This is a genomic window from Pseudomonas sp. MF6751, assembly GCF_016613265.1.
Classification (GTDB): domain Bacteria; phylum Pseudomonadota; class Gammaproteobacteria; order Pseudomonadales; family Pseudomonadaceae; genus Aquipseudomonas; species Aquipseudomonas fluorescens_BV.
Genome location: NZ_JAENSV010000012.1, coordinates 81,739 through 100,977 on the forward strand (window position 1 = coordinate 81,739; position 19,239 = coordinate 100,977).

Here is a 19,239-nt window from a genome sequence, read left to right on the forward strand (position 1 = left end):
AGGCTGATATCGGAATCACTGGCCGGATAAGGCGAACAATCTAATGAACAAGCTTGAGTTGCTGCGCACCTTCGTACGCGTCACTGAGTTGTCGAGTTTTACCCAGGCCGGTCAAAGTCTGGGCTTGCCGCGCTCTACGGTCTCCGAGCATGTGCAGGCGTTGGAGGAGTTGCTCGGCGCACGGCTGTTGCAACGCACCACGCGCAAGGTGCAGGCGACCCAGGATGGTCGTGTGTTGTATGAGCGCAGCAAGGATCTGCTGGCGCATATGGAAGAGCTGGAAGGTTTGTTCCGTCAGGACGAAACCCAATTGGCCGGGCGCATACGGGTGGACATGCCCAACGTCATGGCGCGGGGCTTGATCTTGCCGAACTTGCCCACGTTCATGGCGCGCCATCCTCTGATCGACATGGAGATCAGCGGTTCGGACCGCCAGGTGGACCTGATCGCCGAAGGTTTTGATTGCGTGGTGCGCGTCGGCGCGCAGCCCGATCAAACCGTGGTAGCGCGGCGGGTGTGCAGCATGCCGATGGTCAACTGCGCGAGCGCGGCATACCTGCAACGGTATGGCGTGCCCGAAACCCTGGCAGACCTGGCGCATCACCAGTTGGTGCATTACGTGCGGCCGCTGGGCGCACGCTCGGCCGGGTTCGAATACATGGTGGGCAACAAGGTGCAGCGGCTGCCGATGGCAGGCCGGGTGACGGTCAACAGCACCGACGCCTATCAATCGGCGTGCCTGGGCGGGTTTGGCATCACCCAGGTGCCGCAGCTCGGGATACGCGACTTATTGGCCAGCGGCGAGTTGGTGGCGGTGCTGCCCGACTACCAAGCGCCGCCGTTGGATGTGTCGTTGCTGTACGCCGGCCAGCGGCATCTGCCGTTGCGAGTGCGGGTGTTCATGGACTGGTTGACCGCCACCCTGCAAGCTCATCTTTAACGGCGTGCCGACAACTGCTGGGGCGCCAGGAACGCGTCGTGAAAGTAATCTCGGAACGCTTGCATCGCTGGCGTAAACGCACGCTCGCGGTGCCAGGCCAGGCCGACGCTCATGGGTGTGACCGGGTCGGTCACGGTCAGGGTTTCGATGCGTTTGCCTTCCAGGGACCAGGGCCGGTGTACCAGGTCTGACAGGATCGCCACGCCACTGCCGTTGGCAACCATGCTGCGCACCGCCTCCACTGAGCTGGTGCGCAGCCGCACCTTGGGCGTTTGCCCGGCCTGTTCCCAGTAGCGCATGGCGCTGTGTTCGGCTTCGTCGACGGTGAGCAAAATGTAGGGTTCTTGGGCCACGTCGGCCAGGCTCACGGCACCGCGTTCGCACAACGGGTGATGGCTGGGCAGCCACAAGCGGCGCTCGGAGTTGAACAGAATTTCCGAGACGATATCCGCGTGGGTAAGGTTGGCGGTCAGCACCACGGCCATGTCGAACTGGCCGTCGAGCAGGCCCTGTTCGATGGCCTGGCGCTCCTGTTCGAACACCTCGATGGTTACGTCCGGATGCCAATGCTCCATGCGCTGTAAATGGTGGGGCAAGAAATAACCCAGCACGGTGTAACTGGCCGCCACCCGCAGCACGCCGCTGGCGCGGTAGTCCGGCAGCGGGCTGTTGAGGGCGTCCTCCACGCTGCGCACAATCACATAGGCACGGTTGAGAAAATGCCGCCCGGCGTCGGTGAGGTTCATGCCTTGGGCCGAGCGCACGAACAACTGCACGCCGAGCATGGCTTCCAGCTCCTTGATCGCCGTGGTCACCGCCGATTGGGAAATATTCAGGTGAATTGCTGCCTGGGAAATCTGGCCGATCTCGGCAGTGGCGACGAAGTAGCGAACCTGGCGCAAGGTGAGGGACATGAGCGATATCTGATTTTCAGAAGATGGGCCATCTGATAATAGATCTTCCCAAGGGGTCAAGCCCCGGCCTACTTTGCGGGCATCACCTTTGGCGGAGCGACCCCGATGCAGGCAGTGGATTTCAATTCAGACATGGGCGAAAGCTTTGGCCCCTGGACCATCGGCGACGGCGTCGACGCAGAGCTGATGGCCTATATCAGCTCGGCCAATATCGCCACCGGCTTTCACGCCGGCGACCCCGGCACCATGCGCCGCACCGTCGAGCGCGCCAAGCAACTGGGTGTGGCCATCGGCGCGCACCCAGGCTTTCGTGACCTGGTGGGGTTCGGTCGCCGGCATATCAACGCACCGGCCCAGGAACTGGTGGACGACATGCTCTACCAGCTCGGTGCCCTGCGTGAAATGGCCCGTGCCCAAGGCGTGACCCTGCAACATATCAAACCTCACGGCGCGCTTTACATGCACCTGGCCCGTGATGAAGAGGCCGCCCGGCTGTTGGTGCAGAACCTGCAAATCATTGAGCCCACGCTGATGCTGTACTGCATGCCCAACTCGGTGATCTGGCGCATCGCCAAGGAACTGGGGCAGCCGGTGGTGCGCGAGTTCTATGCCGACCGTGAATACGACCTGAGCGGCTCCATCGTGTTTACCCGCAATGTGCGGGCGCTGGATCCAGCCACAGTGGCCGCCCGGGTCTTGCGTGCGTGTCAGGCCGGCCTGGTACGTACCGTCGAAGGCGAAGACCTGGCGATCGAGTTCGATTCCATCTGCCTGCACAGCGACACCCCTGGCGCCCTGGATCTGGTGGAGGCTACCCGTGAAGCCTTGGACCAGGCGGGTATCGACGTCAGAACACCCCGATAAGATCCAACCCTTACTTTTTTGCCTGCCTTTCTACAATGATTCCAAGAGGAACAGACATGGCTGAAACGTCCCCCATCCGCTACAGCTTCGGCGGTGATGAACACCTGTTTGCCGAGGTCAGCGACAGCATGTCCCTGGAGGCTTTTTTCAAGGGCATGGCGGTGACCCGTGCGGTGGAGCGCCTGGCCCTGGAAGGCGTACTGGATGTCTGCCTGGCCAATTCATCGTTCCAGATTCGCTTCGACCCCGACCGCATCGCGCCTCACGCGTTGCTCGACGCCGTGCAAAGCGCCGAAGCCCAGGCGGTGACTGAGCGCACCTTGCGCACGCGCATCATCGAAATCCCGGTGCTCTATAACGACCCCTGGACCCACGAAACCCTGATGCGCTTTCGTGACCGCCACCAAGACCCCAGCGGCACAGACCTGGAATACGCCGCACGCATCAATGGCCTGGCCGACGTGGACGCGTTCATCGCCGCCCACAGTGGCGCGCCGTGGTTTGTGTCGATGGTCGGCTTTGTCGCGGGCTTGCCGTTCATGTTCCAGATGGTCGAACGCGAGCGGCAATTGCAGGTGCCCAAATACCTGCGGCCACGCACCGACACACCGAAACTGACCCTGGGCCATGGCGGTTGCTTTGGCTGTATCTACTCAGTGCGAGGGGCGGGCGGTTATCAGATGTTCGGCGTTACCCCGGCACCGATCTACGACCCGGCGCAGCAGTTGGCGTACCTCAAGGAGCACATGGTGTTCTTCCGCCCTGGCGATATCGTGCAGTTCAAGCCGATGGACCGCGAGGCATATGACCTGGCGGTCGCCGAGGTGGACGCCGGGCGTTTCGACTTGCGCATTCGCCCGGTGGAGTTTTCCCTGGATGCCTTTCTCGCCGACCCCATCGGCTATCCGAAAACCCTGCAGGAGGCGCTGGCATGATCAAGGTCCTCAAACCCGGCCTCGCCACCTCCGTGCAGGACCTGGGCCGCGAAGGTTATTACCATTTGGGCATCCCACCATCGGGGGCGCTGGACCAATACGCGTTGAGTGCGGCCAACCACCTGGTGGGCAATCCCGTGGGCGCGGCGGGCCTGGAATGCACGCTGATCGGGCCGGAGCTGGAGTTCCAGCAGGACGCGCTGGTGGCCTTGAGCGGCGCCTTGATGTCGCCGCGCCTGGACGATGAAGTGGTGCATCAGGACACCGCCTTTGCCGTACGCGCCGGGCAGGTGCTGCGGTTCGAGTTTCCCAAGGCCGGCGCACGCACCTACCTCGCCGTCGCCGGCGGTATCGACGTGCCGTTGGTGCTCGGCAGCCGCTCCACCTACACCCTCGGCGCCCTCGGCGGGTTTAATGGCCGACGCTTGCAGGAGGGCGATCAATTGCCGATCGGTACCGCCAGCGGCACCGGGCGTGCGGGCGACAGCTTGCCGATGGCGTTGCGGCGTTCGGTCGGCGGCGATGTGACGTTGCGGGTGGTGCCGGGGCTGTATTACGAACGCTTGAGCTTGGAGGCCAAAAGCAGCTTTTTTGCCGAGCCGTGGACGGTCGGCTCCGAGGCCGATCGCATTGGCTATCGCTTCAAGGGCGGCAGCGCGTTGAGCTTCCAGCCACGGGAGCAGCCGTTTGGCGCGGGCTCCGATCCTTCCAACATCGTGGACAGTTGCTACCCGATTGGCTCGATTCAAGTGCCGGCCGGGCTGGAACCGATTGTGCTGCACCGCGATGCGGTGTCGGGCGGTGGCTACGCGATGATTGGCACGGTGATCAGCGCCGACCTGGACTTGATCGGGCAGATGCAGCCCAACCAGCGAGCGGGGTTTGTGGCGGTGAGTCTGGAGGAGGCTTTGGAGGCGCGGCGGGTGTACAAGAAGCGGCTCAAAGCGATGACGGGACTCTTCAATCACTGAATAAACGCAAACTCCTGTGGGAGCTGGCTCATTTCAATTTGAGAATGTGCGCAATGCCTGGTGATCAGTGGCTGGACGCTTCAAACACTGAACATACGCATAACCCTGTGGGAGCTGGCTTGCCTGCGATAGCGGTGGGTCAGCTTGCATCGCTTTGGCTGATCCACCGCAATCGCAGGCAAGCCAGCTCCCACATTTGATCTTCGTTGCTTTGAGCATTTGCGCAATGCCCACTGGCCAGTGATCAAGGCCGCGCCAGCATCGTGAGGGCGATGGCTGGACGTTTCAATCACTGAATAAACGCAAAAACCTGTGGGAGCTGGCTTGCCTGCGATAGCGGTGGGTCAGCTTGCATCGCCTTGGCTGATACACCGCAATCGCAGGCAAGCTCCCACAGTAAGGGTTTATTTCAACTTGAGAATTTGCGGAATGCCCACCGCCCGGCGATCAGGGTAAAAGTTGCAACCAAGGCCACCAGTATCCAGAAGCCTTCCGGATCTTGGGACAGGGGCACCCCACCCACATTCATGCCAAAAAAACCGGCAATGATATTGATCGGCAGCGCCAGCACCGTCACCACCGTGAGGGTAAACAACGTGCGGTTGCTCTGTTCATTGAGGTTGGCGGCGATCTCTTCCTGCAACAGTTTTATGCGTTCGCCCAGGGCGGTCAGGTCGTTGATGATCAGCGCAAACTCTTCGGTAGATTTGCGCAATTCCTTCACGTCTTCCTTTTGCAGCCATTGCGGCGGGCGATTGAGCAGGCGCAGCAGCGAGCCCGGCTCCAAAGCCAGCAGGCGTTGCAGGCGCACCAGCACGCGGCGGGCGGCGCCCAGTTCGGCACGATTGGTGGACAGGCGCGAAGACAACAGCTGATCCTCGATTTGGTCAACGCTGATGCTGGTCTTGCGCACGATCTGCGTCAGCACTTCGCCCTGGTCGCGCAGCAGGTGCACCAACAGCTCCAAGGGGGAGCGAAAGTGCTCGCCGGCCTTCACCGACGAGCGCAATTTATCCACCGAGTGCAACGGCTGCAGGCGTGCGCTCACCAGCAAGCGGCTGCGCGCGCACACCCACAGCGTGGAAATATCCGACGACACCATGCTGCTGAAGTTGAACACCACATCGTTGACCACGGCCAATAAGGCCGAGTCCACATGCTCGATGCGCGTGGAGCGTGAGCCCTCGTGCAAAGCTTCAAAAAACTCTTCTGGCAGTGACAAATGCGCCTGCATCCAGCGCTCGCAGGCGGCGTGCGCCAGGTTCAGGTGCAGCCACAGGAATTCTTCCGGGTCTGGCGGTTGCTGCAAGGCGGCGAGGGCGGTGGCGGAATCAATTTGCTGGCCTTTCTCGCCGGGGCGAAAACGAAAACCGTAAAGCAGGCCAAACAGATCGGAATCCTGATGGCCGTGGTCGATGCTGTGGTTCATGGCGACTCGCAGAGAAAGGGCCTGTAGGACGTTTCACAGGTTCCTGAGCGAATCATTGCAAGGCGGTATGACGGTTATGTGACGGTTTGAGGCTCGCATAAAAAAACGCGCCACCCAAAGGTGGCGCGTTTTTTCAAGGTTCAACTCAGGTGTCTTGCTTGTTTTCCAGCACGGCACCGGTTTTGGCGTCGAGCTTCACATCCCATTTCTTGCCGGTGGTGTCGGTCAGGTCCACTTCGTAGACCAGCTTGCCAGCTTCGTGATCCAACTCGGTATCGTTGATGGTCGCGCCGGCATGTTGGGCGACGGCGGCGGCGTTGAGCTTTTCGAACGCCATCACTTCACCGGACTTGAGCAGGCTGGGAATCTGGTCTGGACGGACATCAGCCTGGGCCAGGCCGGCGGTCAAGGTCAGGGCAGTAGCGGCGAACAGGGCAGTCAAGGTTTTCATGGTGTATGTCCTTCTTAGGTTGAGCTGTTTAAGTGGCGCCAGATTAACCAGCGCAACTTAACTCAGCCTTAATGGCTCACTGACACCAACGCTTTTAGTACTTATGGTCGTTGAGCAGGTCTTGCACGCTGGACGACGGCCAGCGCTTGTAGAACTTCAACAGCTCGGCGGCGCGGTTGGTGAAGATGCCATCGACGCCGGCCTTCATGACCTTCTCGAAGTCCACCGGCTCATCCACGGTATACACATGCACCAGCAGGCCCTTGTCGTGGGTCAGCTTGTTCATTTCCGGCTTCACCAGGTCGGTGTAGCTCTGGTCGCCGTGGTCGGTCAGCTCTGCCGACGGGCCGGTGCCGATGGCGCCGAGGCTTTTGGCTTCATCGACCCACTTTTCGAATTCGGCGGCGTCTTTGGGCTCTTGCTTGGCGTAGTAGGCGGCCTTGGTGGGTTCGCCAGACTCGGCGAAGGTCACTTTGGATTTGGGTTCGATGCTGCCTTCACCCACCCACAGCAGCAGGATTTTCGGGGTGTTGGGCATTTCTTTCTGCAGCTCTTTGAGGCTGGCGGTTTCGAAGGTTTGCAGCACCACGCGGCCCTTGCCTTGGCCGACACCGGTGTTGCTCTTGCCCAGTTTTGAGCCGGCGGAGCTCAGCCAGCCTTTGTCGAGCAGCTTGTTTTTCAGGTCAGCTTCGATACCGGGGAACTGCTTGGGCTCCTTGGTCTCGATGTACAGGCCGGGTTTGTGCGAGGGGTTGCCTTCGGCGATCTTGATGATGTCGTCCAGGCTCAGGATTTTCAGGCCAACGAAACCAGGGCGCGCGCGGTCCGGGTAGGCGGCGTTGAACCAGCTGCCGGCGTCGAGGGTTTGCAGTTCTTTCCAGGTGAACTCGTTGGCAGGCGCGTCTTTGCGCTCGGGGAACTTGGTGGCAACGTCGGTGGTGCGCTGCAGGTTGTTGTCGTGCAGGGCGAACAGTACGCCGTCCTTGCTACGTTGCAGGTCCAGTTCCAGGTAGTCGGCGCCCAGGTCGCGTGCAACCTTGTAGGCAGCGGCGGTGGATTCAGGTGCGTCGTAGGATGCGCCACGGTGAGCGATCACGGCAGGATAGGGGATGCCTTCGTTTGTCGCCAATTCGGCCGGGCTGACCGGTTCGGCAGCCTGTGCCTGGCCAAGGCCGAGCATCAACGCCAGCAGCAAGGCGCTTTTGGAAAACGTGACAGGCATATGCGAAGTCCTTTCGTGGAGGTAACTTTTAGAAGGTGTCCTTTTTAACAATTGATTGCGAACGGCGCTATCACCAAACCGACATTAACGTGCGCACCGGCCAATTTTGTCGACTTTTTTGCAGGGGGTTGCAGTATTCTTACGGGTAGCTGCCCCGTCAGAGGGCGGTAATTTCTGCCACGCGTGTAAACCATCTTTCCAGTCCCTGTGGGACTTTTCAGTGAGGTTTACCATGCGCATCACTTCCGAGCTTATCTGCCAGGCCGCCGACCAACTCCAGGGATTTGTCGGCCTCAACCGCAAGACCGGCCAGTACATCGTACGTTTCAGCGAAGACTCATTCGGCATGGACGTGGCCGATGACGGCATCATCCCCACGGCCGAGTTCGTCTGGCTGCCGGCCGCCGACCACACCATGACCCTGTGCCGAGTCCGCCTGCAGTTGTTGCTCGACCAGAATATCGACGAGCGCATCAACATCACCGAGCCGCTACGCGTGTATATGCGCCGGGTAGAGATCCCGCAGATCAGCGCGTTGCGTAGTTTGGTGAGCTGAGCGTCCGCGATTTTGCTAACGATGACGAGCAAATGTGGGAGCTGGCTTGCCCGCGATAGTATCACTGCGGTTTCACTGCATCACCGAGGTGTCTGCATCGCAGGCAAGTCAGCTCCCACCGGGTTCGGTGATTCAAGTGGAGAAGGTGTAGGCCCGCTCTACCTTGCATACCCGTGTGTGAAACGCCGCATACCAGGTGGCCCGCCCTTGCTCGCGCACCTGCCGATGCTCGGCCTGCTGTTTCCAGGCCAGTATCGCCGCCTCACTGGCCCAGTAGGACACGGTGATCCCCAGTCCATCCTCCCGCGCCGATTCTACCCCCAGGAACCCCGGTTGTTGCCTGGCCAGTTCCAGCATGCGTGTGGCGGCCTCGCCATAACCCAGGTCGGCGTCGGTGCGCAGCGAGCTGAAAATCACCGCGTAATAAGGTGGGGCGGGTGTCTTGGCGATCATACCGATACCTCCTGGCAGGCCTTGAGCAGCGCAATCGCCAGCGGCGGCGTGATGCCCTTGAGTGCGGCGCGTTCGGGCTGGAACAGGGTGGCGACGAAGAACGGGTGGTCGAGCAGTTCCACCGCGCGCAGATCGCCCGCCGAATCGTGGCCGGTGGGAATCAGGTTGGTGTCCAGCAGGGCGTCGGCAAAGGTGGGGTTGATGCCGTAGCGGCAACGGTAACCCTCGTGGATGTCCAGGCGGCCGTAGGCCTGGGCAATGCGCGTGTACGGGGCCAGGCGCACGGTGTCGCTCACCTCCACCAGGGAGCAGTCCAGCGGCGTGATGACGGCGCGTTCAGCATCCGGCATTAATTCGCCGTGCTGGGCATCGGCCCAGCCGAGCACATGGCGGGCATATTCCAGCACGGCATGTTGAAAACCGCCGCAGGTACCGAGGAAAGGGCGATCTTGTTCGCGGGCAAAACGTATCGCCCGCAGGGCGCCGTCGACATAGCGATAGGGGCTGCCGGGCACGCACCAGAAACCGTCGAAGTCGCTCAGGGCAGATGTGGAGGTGAGGGTGTCGGTGGCCAGCCATTGCACTTGGACGTTCAGGCCCAGAACGTCGGCGGCCTGTTGCAGGGCCATGGGAATGGCGTGGTGGGCGGTCACATCGGGGTTGTAATCACCGATCAGGGCAAGGTGCAGCGCGGGTGTTGGCATCATGTACGTCCATGACTTGTGGTGGGGTGATACCCACTATAGATTGGCGCTCACGCAATCAATATTGGCGTTTGCCCACATGTTCAATGCAGTCACGCACTATCAAATCGACTACGCCGACCTGTCATTGATCCTGGCCCTGGTGCGCGGGGGGACCCTGGCGCGGGCGGCGGCGCTGCTGCGGGTGGATGTATCCACGGTATTCCGTGCGGTGCGGCGGCTGGAGGCTGCGCTGGGCCAGACCCTGTTTGAAAAAAGCCGTGCCGGTTATTTGCCCACCAGCCTGGCGAGCAACCTGGCACAACAGGCCGAGCGTGCGGAGCAGGCGCTGGAGGCCGCGCGCATCGGTGTGGAACAGGGCGGTGAAGTCATCAGCGGCACCGTGCGCCTGACCTGCACCGACTCGGTGTTGCAAGGCTTGCTGTTGCCGGCCCTCGCGCAGTTCATGCCGGCCTACCCGGCGTTGACCCTGGAGCTGAGCACCTCCAATGACTTCGCCAACCTCAGCCGCCGCGATGCGGATATCGCCCTGCGCCTGACCAGGACGCCGCCAGCGCATCTTGTCGGACGTTGCCTGGGGGCGGTGACCTATCAGGTGTGTGCCAGTGCCGACTATACGCGCCTGCACCCAGACCATGAGTGGGCCGACCTGGCCTGGATCGCGCCGGACGATTTTTTACCCGATCACCCCACCGTCATCTGGCGCCGTGAGCATTTGCCGGGCGTGCGTCTCCGTTATCGGTGCAACAGCATGCAGTCGGTGACCGAATTAGTGCGCGCGGGGTTGGGCGTGGCGGCGCTGCCGGATTTTCTGATGGGCGATGGCCTGCAACCGCTGGGCCCTGCGCTGGCAGGGCACGATACGGCGCTGTGGTTGTTGACGCGGCCTGATTGCCGGGCGTTACGCTCGGTGGTGACGCTATTTGATGAACTGGGGCGGCATGTGCGCTGGCTGCGAAGTTAACCTGCAGACAGCCAGCGCCAATGGCTCAGCGATTGCCCCGCTCATTGGCAAACGCGCTCACCGCTTGTACTGCTTCGCCGGTGCCTTCGCGAATCTGCAGGATCACCGTGCCGGCCTGGTTGGCCAGTTCCACACCCTGGGCAGCGCGGTCGCGGGTGGCGTCCATGCTGTCGATGGCTTGGCGGGTTTCGTCCTGGATCATGGCGATCATGCCGGAGATTTCGGCAGTGGAGCCGCTGGTGCGCGCCGCCAGTTGCCGCACTTCATCGGCCACCACGGCAAAGCCACGGCCCTGCTCGCCGGCGCGGGCGGCTTCAATGGCGGCGTTGAGGGCCAGCAGATTGGTCTGGTCGGCAATGCCGCGAATGGTATTGACGATGGCGGTGATCTGTTGCGAGCGTTCGCCGAGTTTGGCGATCAGTTGCGAAGAGGTGTCGATATCCACGGCAATTTCGCGCATGCCGCTGGCGGTTTTCTGAATCACCTCGGCGCCTTTTTCCGCCATCTCCTGGGTGTTCAACGACAGGTGGTAAGCCTGGGCGGCGCTCTGTGCGTCAGCGGCATGCTGTAGCACGCGGGCGGTGACATCCGAGGCGAACTTCACCACTTTGCACAGGCGCCCGCTGGCGTCGTACACCGGGTTGTAGTTGGCTTCCAGCCACACGACCTGGCCGTGTTTATCCACCCGCTCGAACTGGCCATTGAACAGCTCGCCCTGGTTCAAGCGCTTCCAGAACTCGCTGTAGGCCGCACTGTTGGCCAGCTCGGGCGTGCAAAACAGGCGGTGATGCTTGCCCTGGATCTGCGCCAGGCTATAACCCATGCGCTGCAGGAAATTGCCGTTGGCGGTGATGATGGTGCCGTCGAGGTTGAACTCGATCATCGCCATGGCGCGGTCGATGGCTTCGAGCTTGGCGTTGGCTTCGCTTTCGGCTTGTAGGCGCGGGGTGACGTCCATGGCGTATTTCACCACTTTGATCACATTCCCCGCCTCATCCCGTACCGGGTTATAGCTGGCTTCCAGCCACACCGAGGCGCCGTTGGCGCCTACTCGTTCAAAGGTGCCCGACTGGAATTGGCCGTTGCGCAGGTGCGTCCACAGCTGGTTGTAGTCCGCGCTGCGGGCGAACGCCGGGGTACAGAACATCCGATGGGGCTGGCCCAGGATCTGTTCGGCGCGGTAGCCCATGGTCTTGATGAAGTTGTCATTGGCGCGCAGTACGGTGCCTTGCAGGTCGAATTCGATCACGGCCATGGAGCGCTCGATGGCGTCCAGCAGGCTGGTCTGTTGGGCAAGGCTGTGTTGCAGGGTACTGATGGTTTTCTTGTGAGCGTTGAATAGCATGGTGGAGGGCTCGGGCATGCAAGCGTATTCGGGGTCCATGTATTTGCGCCTGACCCCGTAGGGCCCCTGGCCTTACGGTTGACTTGCTCATTGCCAGCTTCCTGATGCTGACAGAGGGGGGTAGAACAACGGTGTCAGAGTGATCAACCGACCTGGAAGTTCGCCCGTCAGGCAGGACTATTTTGACCAGGCGACCAATGGCGGCATTATGCTATTGCGGCAGGCCGGCGAATGAAGTTTCAGACGAGGTGTCATCAGACAACTCAGGGCGGATGGGCGACCACGCAACGGGTGGAATACGCCAAAACGCTCTGCAATAACGCGTCTTAGTGTGAGGGCGGAGTGCTGGCTTCGTAGCCGGCCAGGAACAGGTCGATGGCTGATTCGATAACACCTGCCTGGGCGGCCGGGTCGAGCGTGGGCTGGCCGAGGGTAATCTGCGGCCAGAATGCAAACGCCTTGAGCAGGCTTTGGATCTGGTGGGCGGCGAACGCCGGGTCGGTGCAGGTGAGACGGCCGTCTTCCTGGGCGGCGCGCACCCATTGGGTAAAGCCTTCTTCTCGTGCGCTGAGGCGGTTGACCATGTCTTGAGCGCGTTCCGGCGAATGAATGGTGGCAGCAATGGCTACGCGTGCCAGGTCGAGGAAGTTGGCGTCCGACATCATCTGCATTTTCGCTTCCAGCAACGTGCGCAGTTGGTCGCGCAGCGGGCGGTCGCTGGTATAGATCACGTCCAATTGGGCAACGCTGCTGGCCCATAGTTGGTGGAGGATCTCGGCGAACAGTTCTTCCTTGCTGGGGAAATGGTTGTACACCGTGCGCTTGGAAACGCCAGCAGTAGCGGCGATCTTGTCCATGCTGGTGACCTCGAAGCCGTGCTCGCGAAATTCGGCAATCGCCGCAGCCACGATGGCTTCGCGTTTACGCTCGGTGAGGCGTTTGGGGGCAGTCATGGAAGGCATTCGACTCAACAATGAAATTACACCGGGCAGTTTACTTGCTCCGGATTTTGTTGCAATCTAGAAACTACACTGTGCAGTGTAATACTTGAGCGGACCGCCGGAGTCACATCGTCATGGCCACTATTTCAACCCGTCTCGACCCGGCGCCTTCGGCGCCCAAGCCTGCCGAACAGGGCCTGGGGCATTTCAGCAACGACGCCCCGGTGCAACACGGTGGCTTGGGCAAGACCCTGCGTATTTTCTGGAACATGCTGTTCAACAAACCGCGCACGACCCGGCCGGTGGGGCAAATTCCGGTGCAGCCACTGACCCGCGAGCAGTTACTGGCCGCACCTGATCACAGCGTTTATCGCCTGGGCCATTCGACTGTACTGCTGAAAATGCGCGGTAAATTCTGGGTCACCGACCCGGTGTTTGCCGAACGCGCCTCGCCATTCAGTTGGGCCGGCCCCAAGCGTTTTCATCAGCCGCCCATCAGTCTTGATGAGCTGCCAGCGCTGGAAGCGGTGATCCTTTCCCATAATCATTACGACCATCTCGACCGTAAAACGGTAGTCCAATTGGCCGAAAAGACCCGCTACTTCCTGGCGCCCCTGGGCGTGGGTGACACGCTGGTCAAATGGGGCGTAGACGCCAGCAAAGTGCGCCAGCTGGAGTGGTGGCAGGGCATCGAAGTCGATGGCGTTCGTTTTGTCTGCACGCCGGCTCAGCACTTTTCAGGGCGCGGCCTGTTTGATGGCAACCAGACCCTGTGGTGCTCATGGGTCATGATCGACGCTACGCGACGTATATTTTTCAGTGGCGACACTGGCTATTTCGACGGTTTCAAACGCATCGGCGAGCAGTACGGGCCGTTCGACCTGACCCTGATGGAAACCGGCGCTTACAATGTCGATTGGCCCCATGTGCACATGCAGCCGGAGCAAACGCTGCAGGCGCATATCGATCTGAAAGGGCGGTGGCTGCTGCCGATTCACAACGGCACCTTCGACCTGGCCTTCCACGCCTGGCACGAGCCCTTCGACCGCATCATGGCCCTGGCCTGGGAGCGCAATGTCTCGATCACCACTCCGGCAATGGGCCAGGCGTTCCGCCTGAACCAGCCCGAGCGCGGGCAGGCCTGGTGGCTGGAAGTGGAGCCTCAACCGGTCAACGAACACGCAGCAAGCTGAGCAGGTGGCCCGCTTGGAAAAGAGTTTTTCATCGAATTTCTGCTCTGCGACAAAGGGCAAATGAGAGTGCGATGATCCCGCGGGAATTTTATTTCCGGGAGGATGTTTCGATGGACAGCCACTGTAAGAAGCTTTGGAAAATAGGGGTGCCTTGTGCCCCAGCCCAACCGCTGCCCCCGCCAATGAACGCCGCCGACGTACCCGCTTCACCACCCCATGCAGCACCCACCTCTATTGTCTTTGGCACCGAGCAGGCTGCGGGCGCCATGCTCGTCCCTGGGTATAACGCCCTGGCGCCCCATCTACGGCCGGTGCGTGACCCCGCGCTATCACTTGTCGCCCTCAGCGGCGAGGACCCTACCGAACCAGTGATGGTAGAGGTACCGCTCGTGTTGAATAACACCACGTTCACCGCCACGCGGGCGTTGACGGGCTATCGGGTCGGGTATGTCGAGCGCTATGTGCAGGGCAATCACGTTGAACGGGTCGAACACAGTGAGGCCTTGCACCGAGTCTTCGACATCCTGCGCAGGGCCGGTGTCCAATGGGTAGCGGTGGACATGCAGCGCAGCGGCGACAGTCAGCAGGCCTGTCGTGAAATCGATGAGCGGGTGGCAGGCCTTCGCCTGGATGCCTTGGTGTCGGAAGATCCAGAAGCCGCCTTTCATAACGCCTCGAGAAGCGGATACCCCACGGTGTGTGAAACCCTGGAGGATGGCTCCAGAGTCTGGTTTTACGGTGCACGCTGGGCAGGTGATCGTTTGGCGGCACTGGTACGCGCTTACCGCCAGCTACGGCCATAGAGGTTATTGAAGACTACGTCGGGCTGGGAAGAGTAGGGCGCAGCAGCAGGATTCGCCCGAAATAGTGATGGGGTGTCGGCTCTTAGACTGGTGCGGTGTTATCGACCGATAACGCTCACATCCAGTTAGACAGAGGGGAACTTCATGATCGGACCAGTTTCGGTAAGCGGATGGGCAACAGGCCTGCTTCAGGAGCTTTCAAACCCTGTGCAAGGTTTCAAGAGTGCCTGCCAAATGTCAGTGGAGATGGGCCAAGGAGGCGGCGTTACCTCAGAGTCACTGTTGAGGGACTCGCTCAAGCAGATTGCCAATATTGATCGTGGGCTACAGGGCGGCAATGCGTTTTTGGAAACCAACCCGGATGCCATGAGGGAGGCGAAGGCCCGCGACCAGGAACGTGCCAATGGCCGCGTACTCAAGCACTTGCATGGGGTGCCGATAGCGCTGAAGGATGTCTTCGAAACCAACGACCGCATGCAGACCAGTGCAGGTTCGAAGGCCTTGGTAGGCGCGCCGGCCACTAAAACCGCCAAGGTTGTCGAAAATTTGTTGAAGCACGGGGTGGTGATTGTGGGGAAAACCAATATGAGTGAGCTGTCCAACTTTCGGTCACTATTACCTGCGGATGGCTGGAGCTCTCGAGGTGGCCAGACGCTGAACCCTCATCGACTCGGAGGGCCGGTGGCTGGGTCGAGTTCAGGTTCGGCAGTGGCGGTCGCCCAAGGGCATGTGCCTGTGGCACTGGGGTTGGAAACCAACGGATCGATCATCAGCCCCGCCGCCTACAACGGTGTGTTTGGCCTGAAAACAACGACGGGCCTTGTCAGTACCGAAGGCGTCATGACCAGCACTCGCATGGATGCGGTGGGGACTTTTACCCGCAATATCTGTGATGCGGCAGAAGCGCTTAACGCAATGACCGAGACCACTGCCTACACCAAGGGCCTGCGCTCCGACGCCTTGAAGGACAAGCGAATTGGCTATACCCCTTTACCTGAGTTGTCCGCTGAGCAGGCCAAGGACCCGGCCAAGCGAGCAGACCGCAAGCACTATGAGGCGGCGCTCGACGTGATGAAGGCCCAAGGGGCGATTCTGGTGCCGGTGGCGCGGTTGGATGCTGGCGTCCCCGAACAAACCTATGACGATTATAACAACGCGCTGTTCTCGGACGTCAGGCAAGCGCTGGAAGACTACCTGGCTGGGCGAGAAGGTTTGCCGGTCAAATCACTCTCTGAGCTGATTGCTTTTATCAACCGCACCCAAAAACCTGGTGAGCCTGACCAGAAACAGCTGGAAATGATCAATGGGGTGCAGACCAGCAAGAAAGATCGCGATGCGCTGTGGAAAGCCGTTCTTCCTATATTTCAGAACACCATTGATGACCCCATGAAGGAGCACAAGCTCGACGCCATGGTGTCGAACTTCCAGTCCGACAGTTATTTTTTCAGCGCTGCGGCCGGGTACCCAGGCATATCCGTTCCGTCAGGCATGGATGAAGACGGCATGCCCACGGCACTTTACGTGTATGGCTCCGCCAACAGTGAAGCCACCTTGCTGTCAGTCGCCTATGGTTATGAACAAGCCTCACAGGCCATTCAAAAACCGGCTTTTCTCCCAGGTGCTCCCTTCACACCGACACCTGCCAGTACAGAGGACGTGGTTGAGACTACTGACACTTGAGTTTGAATCAGCCTCTGCAGACGGCTGCCTCGCAGAGGTTGTGCCAGGGTTCAATCGACCGCCACGGGTGCATTTGAAACCATTGAGGTGCCCGGAGAAACGCCTGGACTCTACGCACCATTGGGTTGAGGCGTTTGTGAGTCAATGGTTGCGGTGGTTGAACCCATCAACCGGGAAATGAGGCCTTGCGCAGAAGGTTGCGCTGCGGCGGTATCAAACCGCCGCGCACTCATCCCCCACCCCGGCGCGAACCCCGGGAAAAACACCAGCCCTTCGGCCTCCAGGCGAAACGCCAGGATCAAACGAGTTTCATCGTCCACATCGCCGTGGCCTTCCAGTTTCTCAATTGCTTGCACCGCCACGCCAGCCTGGCGAGCCAGCTCTTCGCGGCTCCAGCCAAGCATGACGCGCGCCTGCGCGCAGTGTTTGGTGGTGAATTGATGCAAGACGATCTGTTGTTCTACGAAAGAACTCATTGCCAGAGAGGACATGGGGTTTCTCCAGGTTCGACAGGGGAGGTGTAACTATACTGTGTTTTTGTACAGTTGTTTCTACCGCTCATCCACTGGCGTTGCAACCCCTTATGATTCCAGCCCTGGTGCCTCACGAATAATCAGGTGATCCAGGTTCTCGATCCTGGCGCTGAATACCCCGAACGTCTGCTCGGGTTTTTTCTGGCTGGGCACCTGCACAAGCTGCGGCGTGACTCCGTAGAAAAAGCAATACAGCGGCCGTTCGCTGCTGGCTGCCGCCTTGATCTGTTCCAGGAATGCCGTGCGCTTGCGGTAGTTTTCGATAAGCTTTTTGCTCAGGTAGACATTTACCGAATAGGGCTTTTTGTCGAGCCACACCTTCTTTTCGAAGTCGATGCGAAAACTGCTGGTGTAGTCTTTGATGGTCTTGATCTTGCCCCAGTAAATCAAACCCTGGTTGTCTTGCAGGTATTCAATCTTCTTGAAGAATGCCCAGTAGGTCGCTGTGTGCTCACCGATCTTCAAAGGCATGGCCTTGAGCTTGTCCTTGTCATCGATGTTGGACACGTAGCACTCCACTGGGTGTGCGAATACGCTGGTTTTGTCCGGGATCGAGTCATTGCTGCCAGAAGAGATGGTAGCGCGGTTTGCGGGCACTTTCGTCGGCTCCTGCAGGACGCTTCCAGCGGTGCCGACTACCGGCGTTCTAGGCTCGTACAGTCGCCGCGTCAGCACAAATTCCGATGGAAAATTTTCCTCACGCTCGTCGTCATTTTCACCCATCGCAGGTTTATGGCTGCCGGCATAGCGGCAGCCGTCGATATGCCGCGTGCCGGGTTTGTTCTTGAAGTGCGGCGTGCGCTGGTAGTTGACGTTCTTGGCGTTGAAGGTACTCAACGCATTGGCGCTATCGAACGCCGCACGGCAGGCGTCGTTGGGGCACAGGAAGCTGTCCTTGTCGGAATCGAAGGCGGTAGTTTCATCGAAATTCAGATCTCGCACGTCGTAGATCGACAGCTTGTCGTCGAGACTCAGGCTGTAGGCCGTGTCGAATTTCATGGGGCTCGGGTCCGTCAGAGGTTTGGCTATTAATAGCCGGATCTTGCGTAAATATCAGCAAGAAACTGCCACGCGTCGCCCGCTCAAGAAACACAGGGTGCCGCCCATGGCCGTGAGTGCGGCCAGGGCAAAGAACATGCTGGTGGGCGCCGCATTGATCAGCAGATAGCCACAAATCACCGGGCTCATGGCCCCGCCAAACGCGGCCAGGTTCTGTGCGCCGTAATAACTGCCCCGTAGTGCATCCGGCGCGATGGTGTCGATAAAGAGGAACTCCGAGGGGTAGATGATCATCTCGCCCAGGGTGAACACGAACATTGCCAGGCACCAGGTCAGCAGACTGTGCGCCTGGCTGAAGCCGACCAACCCGGCAATAAACAGCAGGGTGCCCAGCACGATCCAATGGCGCAGTTGCTCGCGCTTGAGAAATCGGCCGATTTGGTACTGCATCAAAATCACGGTGATGGCGTTGCAGGCGAGCACCGCAGACAGAATTTTCAGTGCCTGGTCGGGTGTGTAGGCCACTAGCAAAAACTGCGACAGATACAGGGTGTAGCGCCCATGGACGATGGTGCTCAACAGGCTGCCGCTGGTGAAGAGGATCAGCGTGCGGTCGCTGCGCAAGGTGCGCAAGGTGCTGAGGAAGCTTTGAGGCTTATGACTGTCGTCGCGCTGGGTCGGCGCAATGCCGATCATCAGGAACAGGCTGCCAAAGGCAATGGCGCTGGCGATCAAAAACGGTGCCCACGGCAATTGGCCGGCAATCACTACGCCCAACATCGGGCCCGTGGCATAGCCGACATTGGTCAGGGTGTAGCGCAGGGAAAACACCTTGGCGCGCTCACCCACCGGCAGGTTTTCGCTGATGATCGCCTTGGAGCCGATCAGGAACAGCGCTGACGCGGCTTCAGTCACAACAAGGGTCAGCGTGGTGAGGTAGAGGTTGCTGGCAAAGGTCAGCAACAAAAAACCGATGGAGCTGGAGAGCATGGCCAGGATCAACAGCTTGCGCTTTTCCAGGCGGTCGATGATGTAGCCGCCGTACAAACCCAGGAGCGTGGCGATGAACACGGCGACCCCCATCAGCAGGCCGATGTCCTGTTGGTTGAGGCCCAGGCGTGTGCTCAGCCAGAGGGCCAGCAACGGGCTGGTCATGGCACGGCTGACCACGATGGTCACCGAGCAGATCATCAGGCGACGGATTACCAGGGAGTAGGTGGCCACGGTGGGGTGCGCTCCTTGTGATTCTTACCTACACGACTCAGATCACCAGCGAACGCAGATTGAGTGTGGGAGCTGGCTTGCCTGCGATAGCGGAGTAACAGCCAACATTGTTTTAGCT

Annotated in this window: 20 protein-coding genes; 9 read left to right on the top strand and 11 right to left on the bottom strand. The window is 60.2% G+C overall.

The features are described 5' to 3' along the window. Positions 1-43 precede the first annotated feature (43 nt). The gene (locus JJD66_RS12760; RefSeq protein WP_096144838.1) at positions 44-940 is read left to right on the top strand and encodes a LysR family transcriptional regulator; all 897 of its coding nucleotides are present in this window, start codon (positions 44-46) and stop codon (positions 938-940) included. Here JJD66_RS12760 and JJD66_RS12765 read toward each other — a convergent pair. After that, a complete protein-coding gene (locus JJD66_RS12765) occupies positions 937-1,854 on the bottom strand; it encodes a LysR family transcriptional regulator (protein WP_014719628.1) in 918 nt (305 codons plus the stop codon). The genes JJD66_RS12760 and JJD66_RS12765 overlap by 4 nt on opposite strands. A 105-nt stretch (positions 1,855-1,959) precedes the next feature. On the opposite strand from JJD66_RS12765, the gene JJD66_RS12770 reads away from it, so the two are divergent. From JJD66_RS12770 to JJD66_RS12780, 3 genes are read left to right on the top strand one after another with little or no spacing between them, the layout of a single operon-like run. Then, a complete protein-coding gene (locus JJD66_RS12770; RefSeq protein ID WP_105228084.1) occupies positions 1,960-2,718 on the top strand; it encodes a 5-oxoprolinase subunit PxpA in 759 nt (252 codons plus the stop codon). Positions 2,719-2,774: 56 nt separating this feature from the next. Beyond that, positions 2,775-3,653 carry a 5-oxoprolinase subunit B family protein gene (locus JJD66_RS12775; protein WP_200648308.1) on the top strand — a complete coding sequence of 293 codons (879 nt, stop codon included), beginning with the start codon at positions 2,775-2,777 and terminating at the stop codon, positions 3,651-3,653. After that, the gene (locus tag JJD66_RS12780; RefSeq protein WP_200648309.1) at positions 3,650-4,624 is read left to right on the top strand and encodes a biotin-dependent carboxyltransferase family protein; all 975 of its coding nucleotides are present in this window, start codon (positions 3,650-3,652) and stop codon (positions 4,622-4,624) included. The genes JJD66_RS12775 and JJD66_RS12780 overlap by 4 nt, the downstream gene beginning before the upstream one ends. Positions 4,625-5,033: 409 nt before the next feature. Here JJD66_RS12780 and JJD66_RS12785 read toward each other — a convergent pair whose 3' ends face one another. From JJD66_RS12785 to JJD66_RS12795, 3 genes are all read right to left on the bottom strand, one after another. Then, on the bottom strand, positions 5,034-6,053 hold the full coding sequence (locus JJD66_RS12785; RefSeq protein ID WP_200648310.1) for a transporter: 1,020 nt from the start codon (positions 6,051-6,053) through the stop codon (positions 5,034-5,036). Between the two features lie 145 nt (positions 6,054-6,198). Continuing rightward, on the bottom strand, positions 6,199-6,504 hold the full coding sequence (locus tag JJD66_RS12790; RefSeq protein ID WP_014719623.1) for a PepSY domain-containing protein: 306 nt from the start codon (positions 6,502-6,504) through the stop codon (positions 6,199-6,201). A 94-nt stretch (positions 6,505-6,598) separates the two neighbouring features. Then, a complete protein-coding gene (locus tag JJD66_RS12795) occupies positions 6,599-7,726 on the bottom strand; it encodes a glycerophosphodiester phosphodiesterase (RefSeq protein ID WP_105228078.1) in 1,128 nt (375 codons plus the stop codon). A 232-nt stretch (positions 7,727-7,958) separates the two neighbouring features. Here JJD66_RS12795 and JJD66_RS12800 point away from each other — a divergent pair, with 232 nt between their 5' ends. Continuing rightward, complete coding sequence (locus JJD66_RS12800) at positions 7,959-8,282, top strand: DUF2025 family protein (protein ID WP_200648311.1); 324 nt, start codon at positions 7,959-7,961, stop codon at positions 8,280-8,282. A 132-nt stretch (positions 8,283-8,414) separates the two neighbouring features. Here JJD66_RS12800 and JJD66_RS12805 read toward each other — a convergent pair whose 3' ends face one another. Together JJD66_RS12805 and JJD66_RS12810 are read right to left on the bottom strand one after the other, a co-directional pair. Then, positions 8,415-8,735 carry an antibiotic biosynthesis monooxygenase family protein gene (locus tag JJD66_RS12805; protein ID WP_198716812.1) on the bottom strand — a complete coding sequence of 107 codons (321 nt, stop codon included), beginning with the start codon at positions 8,733-8,735 and terminating at the stop codon, positions 8,415-8,417. Beyond that, complete coding sequence (locus tag JJD66_RS12810; RefSeq protein ID WP_198716813.1) at positions 8,732-9,439, bottom strand: CTP synthase C-terminal region-related (seleno)protein; 708 nt, start codon at positions 9,437-9,439, stop codon at positions 8,732-8,734. Before JJD66_RS12810 ends, JJD66_RS12805 begins: the two co-directional genes overlap by 4 nt. 79 nt (positions 9,440-9,518) lie before the next feature. Between JJD66_RS12810 and JJD66_RS12815 the strand changes: the two genes are divergently transcribed. Further along, the gene (locus tag JJD66_RS12815) at positions 9,519-10,403 is read left to right on the top strand and encodes a LysR family transcriptional regulator (protein WP_200648312.1); all 885 of its coding nucleotides are present in this window, start codon (positions 9,519-9,521) and stop codon (positions 10,401-10,403) included. 25 nt (positions 10,404-10,428) lie between these two features. On the opposite strand, the gene JJD66_RS12820 is transcribed toward JJD66_RS12815, so the two are convergent. After that, positions 10,429-11,748, bottom strand: a complete 1,320-nt coding sequence (locus JJD66_RS12820) for a methyl-accepting chemotaxis protein (protein ID WP_034128572.1) — start codon at positions 11,746-11,748, stop codon at positions 10,429-10,431. Between the two features lie 326 nt (positions 11,749-12,074). Next, positions 12,075-12,701: a TetR/AcrR family transcriptional regulator gene (locus JJD66_RS12825; RefSeq protein WP_105229186.1), complete on the bottom strand. Its 627-nt coding sequence runs from the start codon at positions 12,699-12,701 to the stop codon at positions 12,075-12,077. A 122-nt stretch (positions 12,702-12,823) separates the two neighbouring features. Here JJD66_RS12825 and JJD66_RS12830 point away from each other — a divergent pair, with 122 nt between their 5' ends. From JJD66_RS12830 to JJD66_RS12840, 3 genes are all read left to right on the top strand, one after another. Beyond that, positions 12,824-13,882, top strand: coding sequence for an MBL fold metallo-hydrolase (locus JJD66_RS12830; RefSeq protein WP_200648313.1), 1,059 nt, complete (start codon positions 12,824-12,826; stop codon positions 13,880-13,882). A gap of 266 nt (positions 13,883-14,148) precedes the next feature. After that, a complete protein-coding gene (locus tag JJD66_RS12835) occupies positions 14,149-14,685 on the top strand; it encodes a hypothetical protein (RefSeq protein WP_234452222.1) in 537 nt (178 codons plus the stop codon). 144 nt (positions 14,686-14,829) lie between these two features. Further along, complete coding sequence (locus JJD66_RS12840; RefSeq protein ID WP_234452223.1) at positions 14,830-16,365, top strand: amidase family protein; 1,536 nt, start codon at positions 14,830-14,832, stop codon at positions 16,363-16,365. A 110-nt stretch (positions 16,366-16,475) separates the two neighbouring features. On the opposite strand, the gene JJD66_RS12845 is transcribed toward JJD66_RS12840, so the two are convergent. The 3 genes from JJD66_RS12845 to JJD66_RS12855 form a co-directional block, all read right to left on the bottom strand. Next, positions 16,476-16,856 carry a helix-turn-helix domain-containing protein gene (locus tag JJD66_RS12845; protein WP_054896732.1) on the bottom strand — a complete coding sequence of 127 codons (381 nt, stop codon included), beginning with the start codon at positions 16,854-16,856 and terminating at the stop codon, positions 16,476-16,478. A 90-nt stretch (positions 16,857-16,946) separates the two neighbouring features. Next, positions 16,947-17,897 (bottom strand): hypothetical protein, encoded by a 951-nt coding sequence (locus JJD66_RS12850; protein ID WP_200648314.1) that lies wholly within the window; start codon positions 17,895-17,897, stop codon positions 16,947-16,949. A 54-nt stretch (positions 17,898-17,951) separates the two neighbouring features. Next, positions 17,952-19,121 carry an MFS transporter gene (locus JJD66_RS12855; protein ID WP_105228068.1) on the bottom strand — a complete coding sequence of 390 codons (1,170 nt, stop codon included), beginning with the start codon at positions 19,119-19,121 and terminating at the stop codon, positions 17,952-17,954. Between the last annotated feature and the right edge of the window lie 118 nt (positions 19,122-19,239).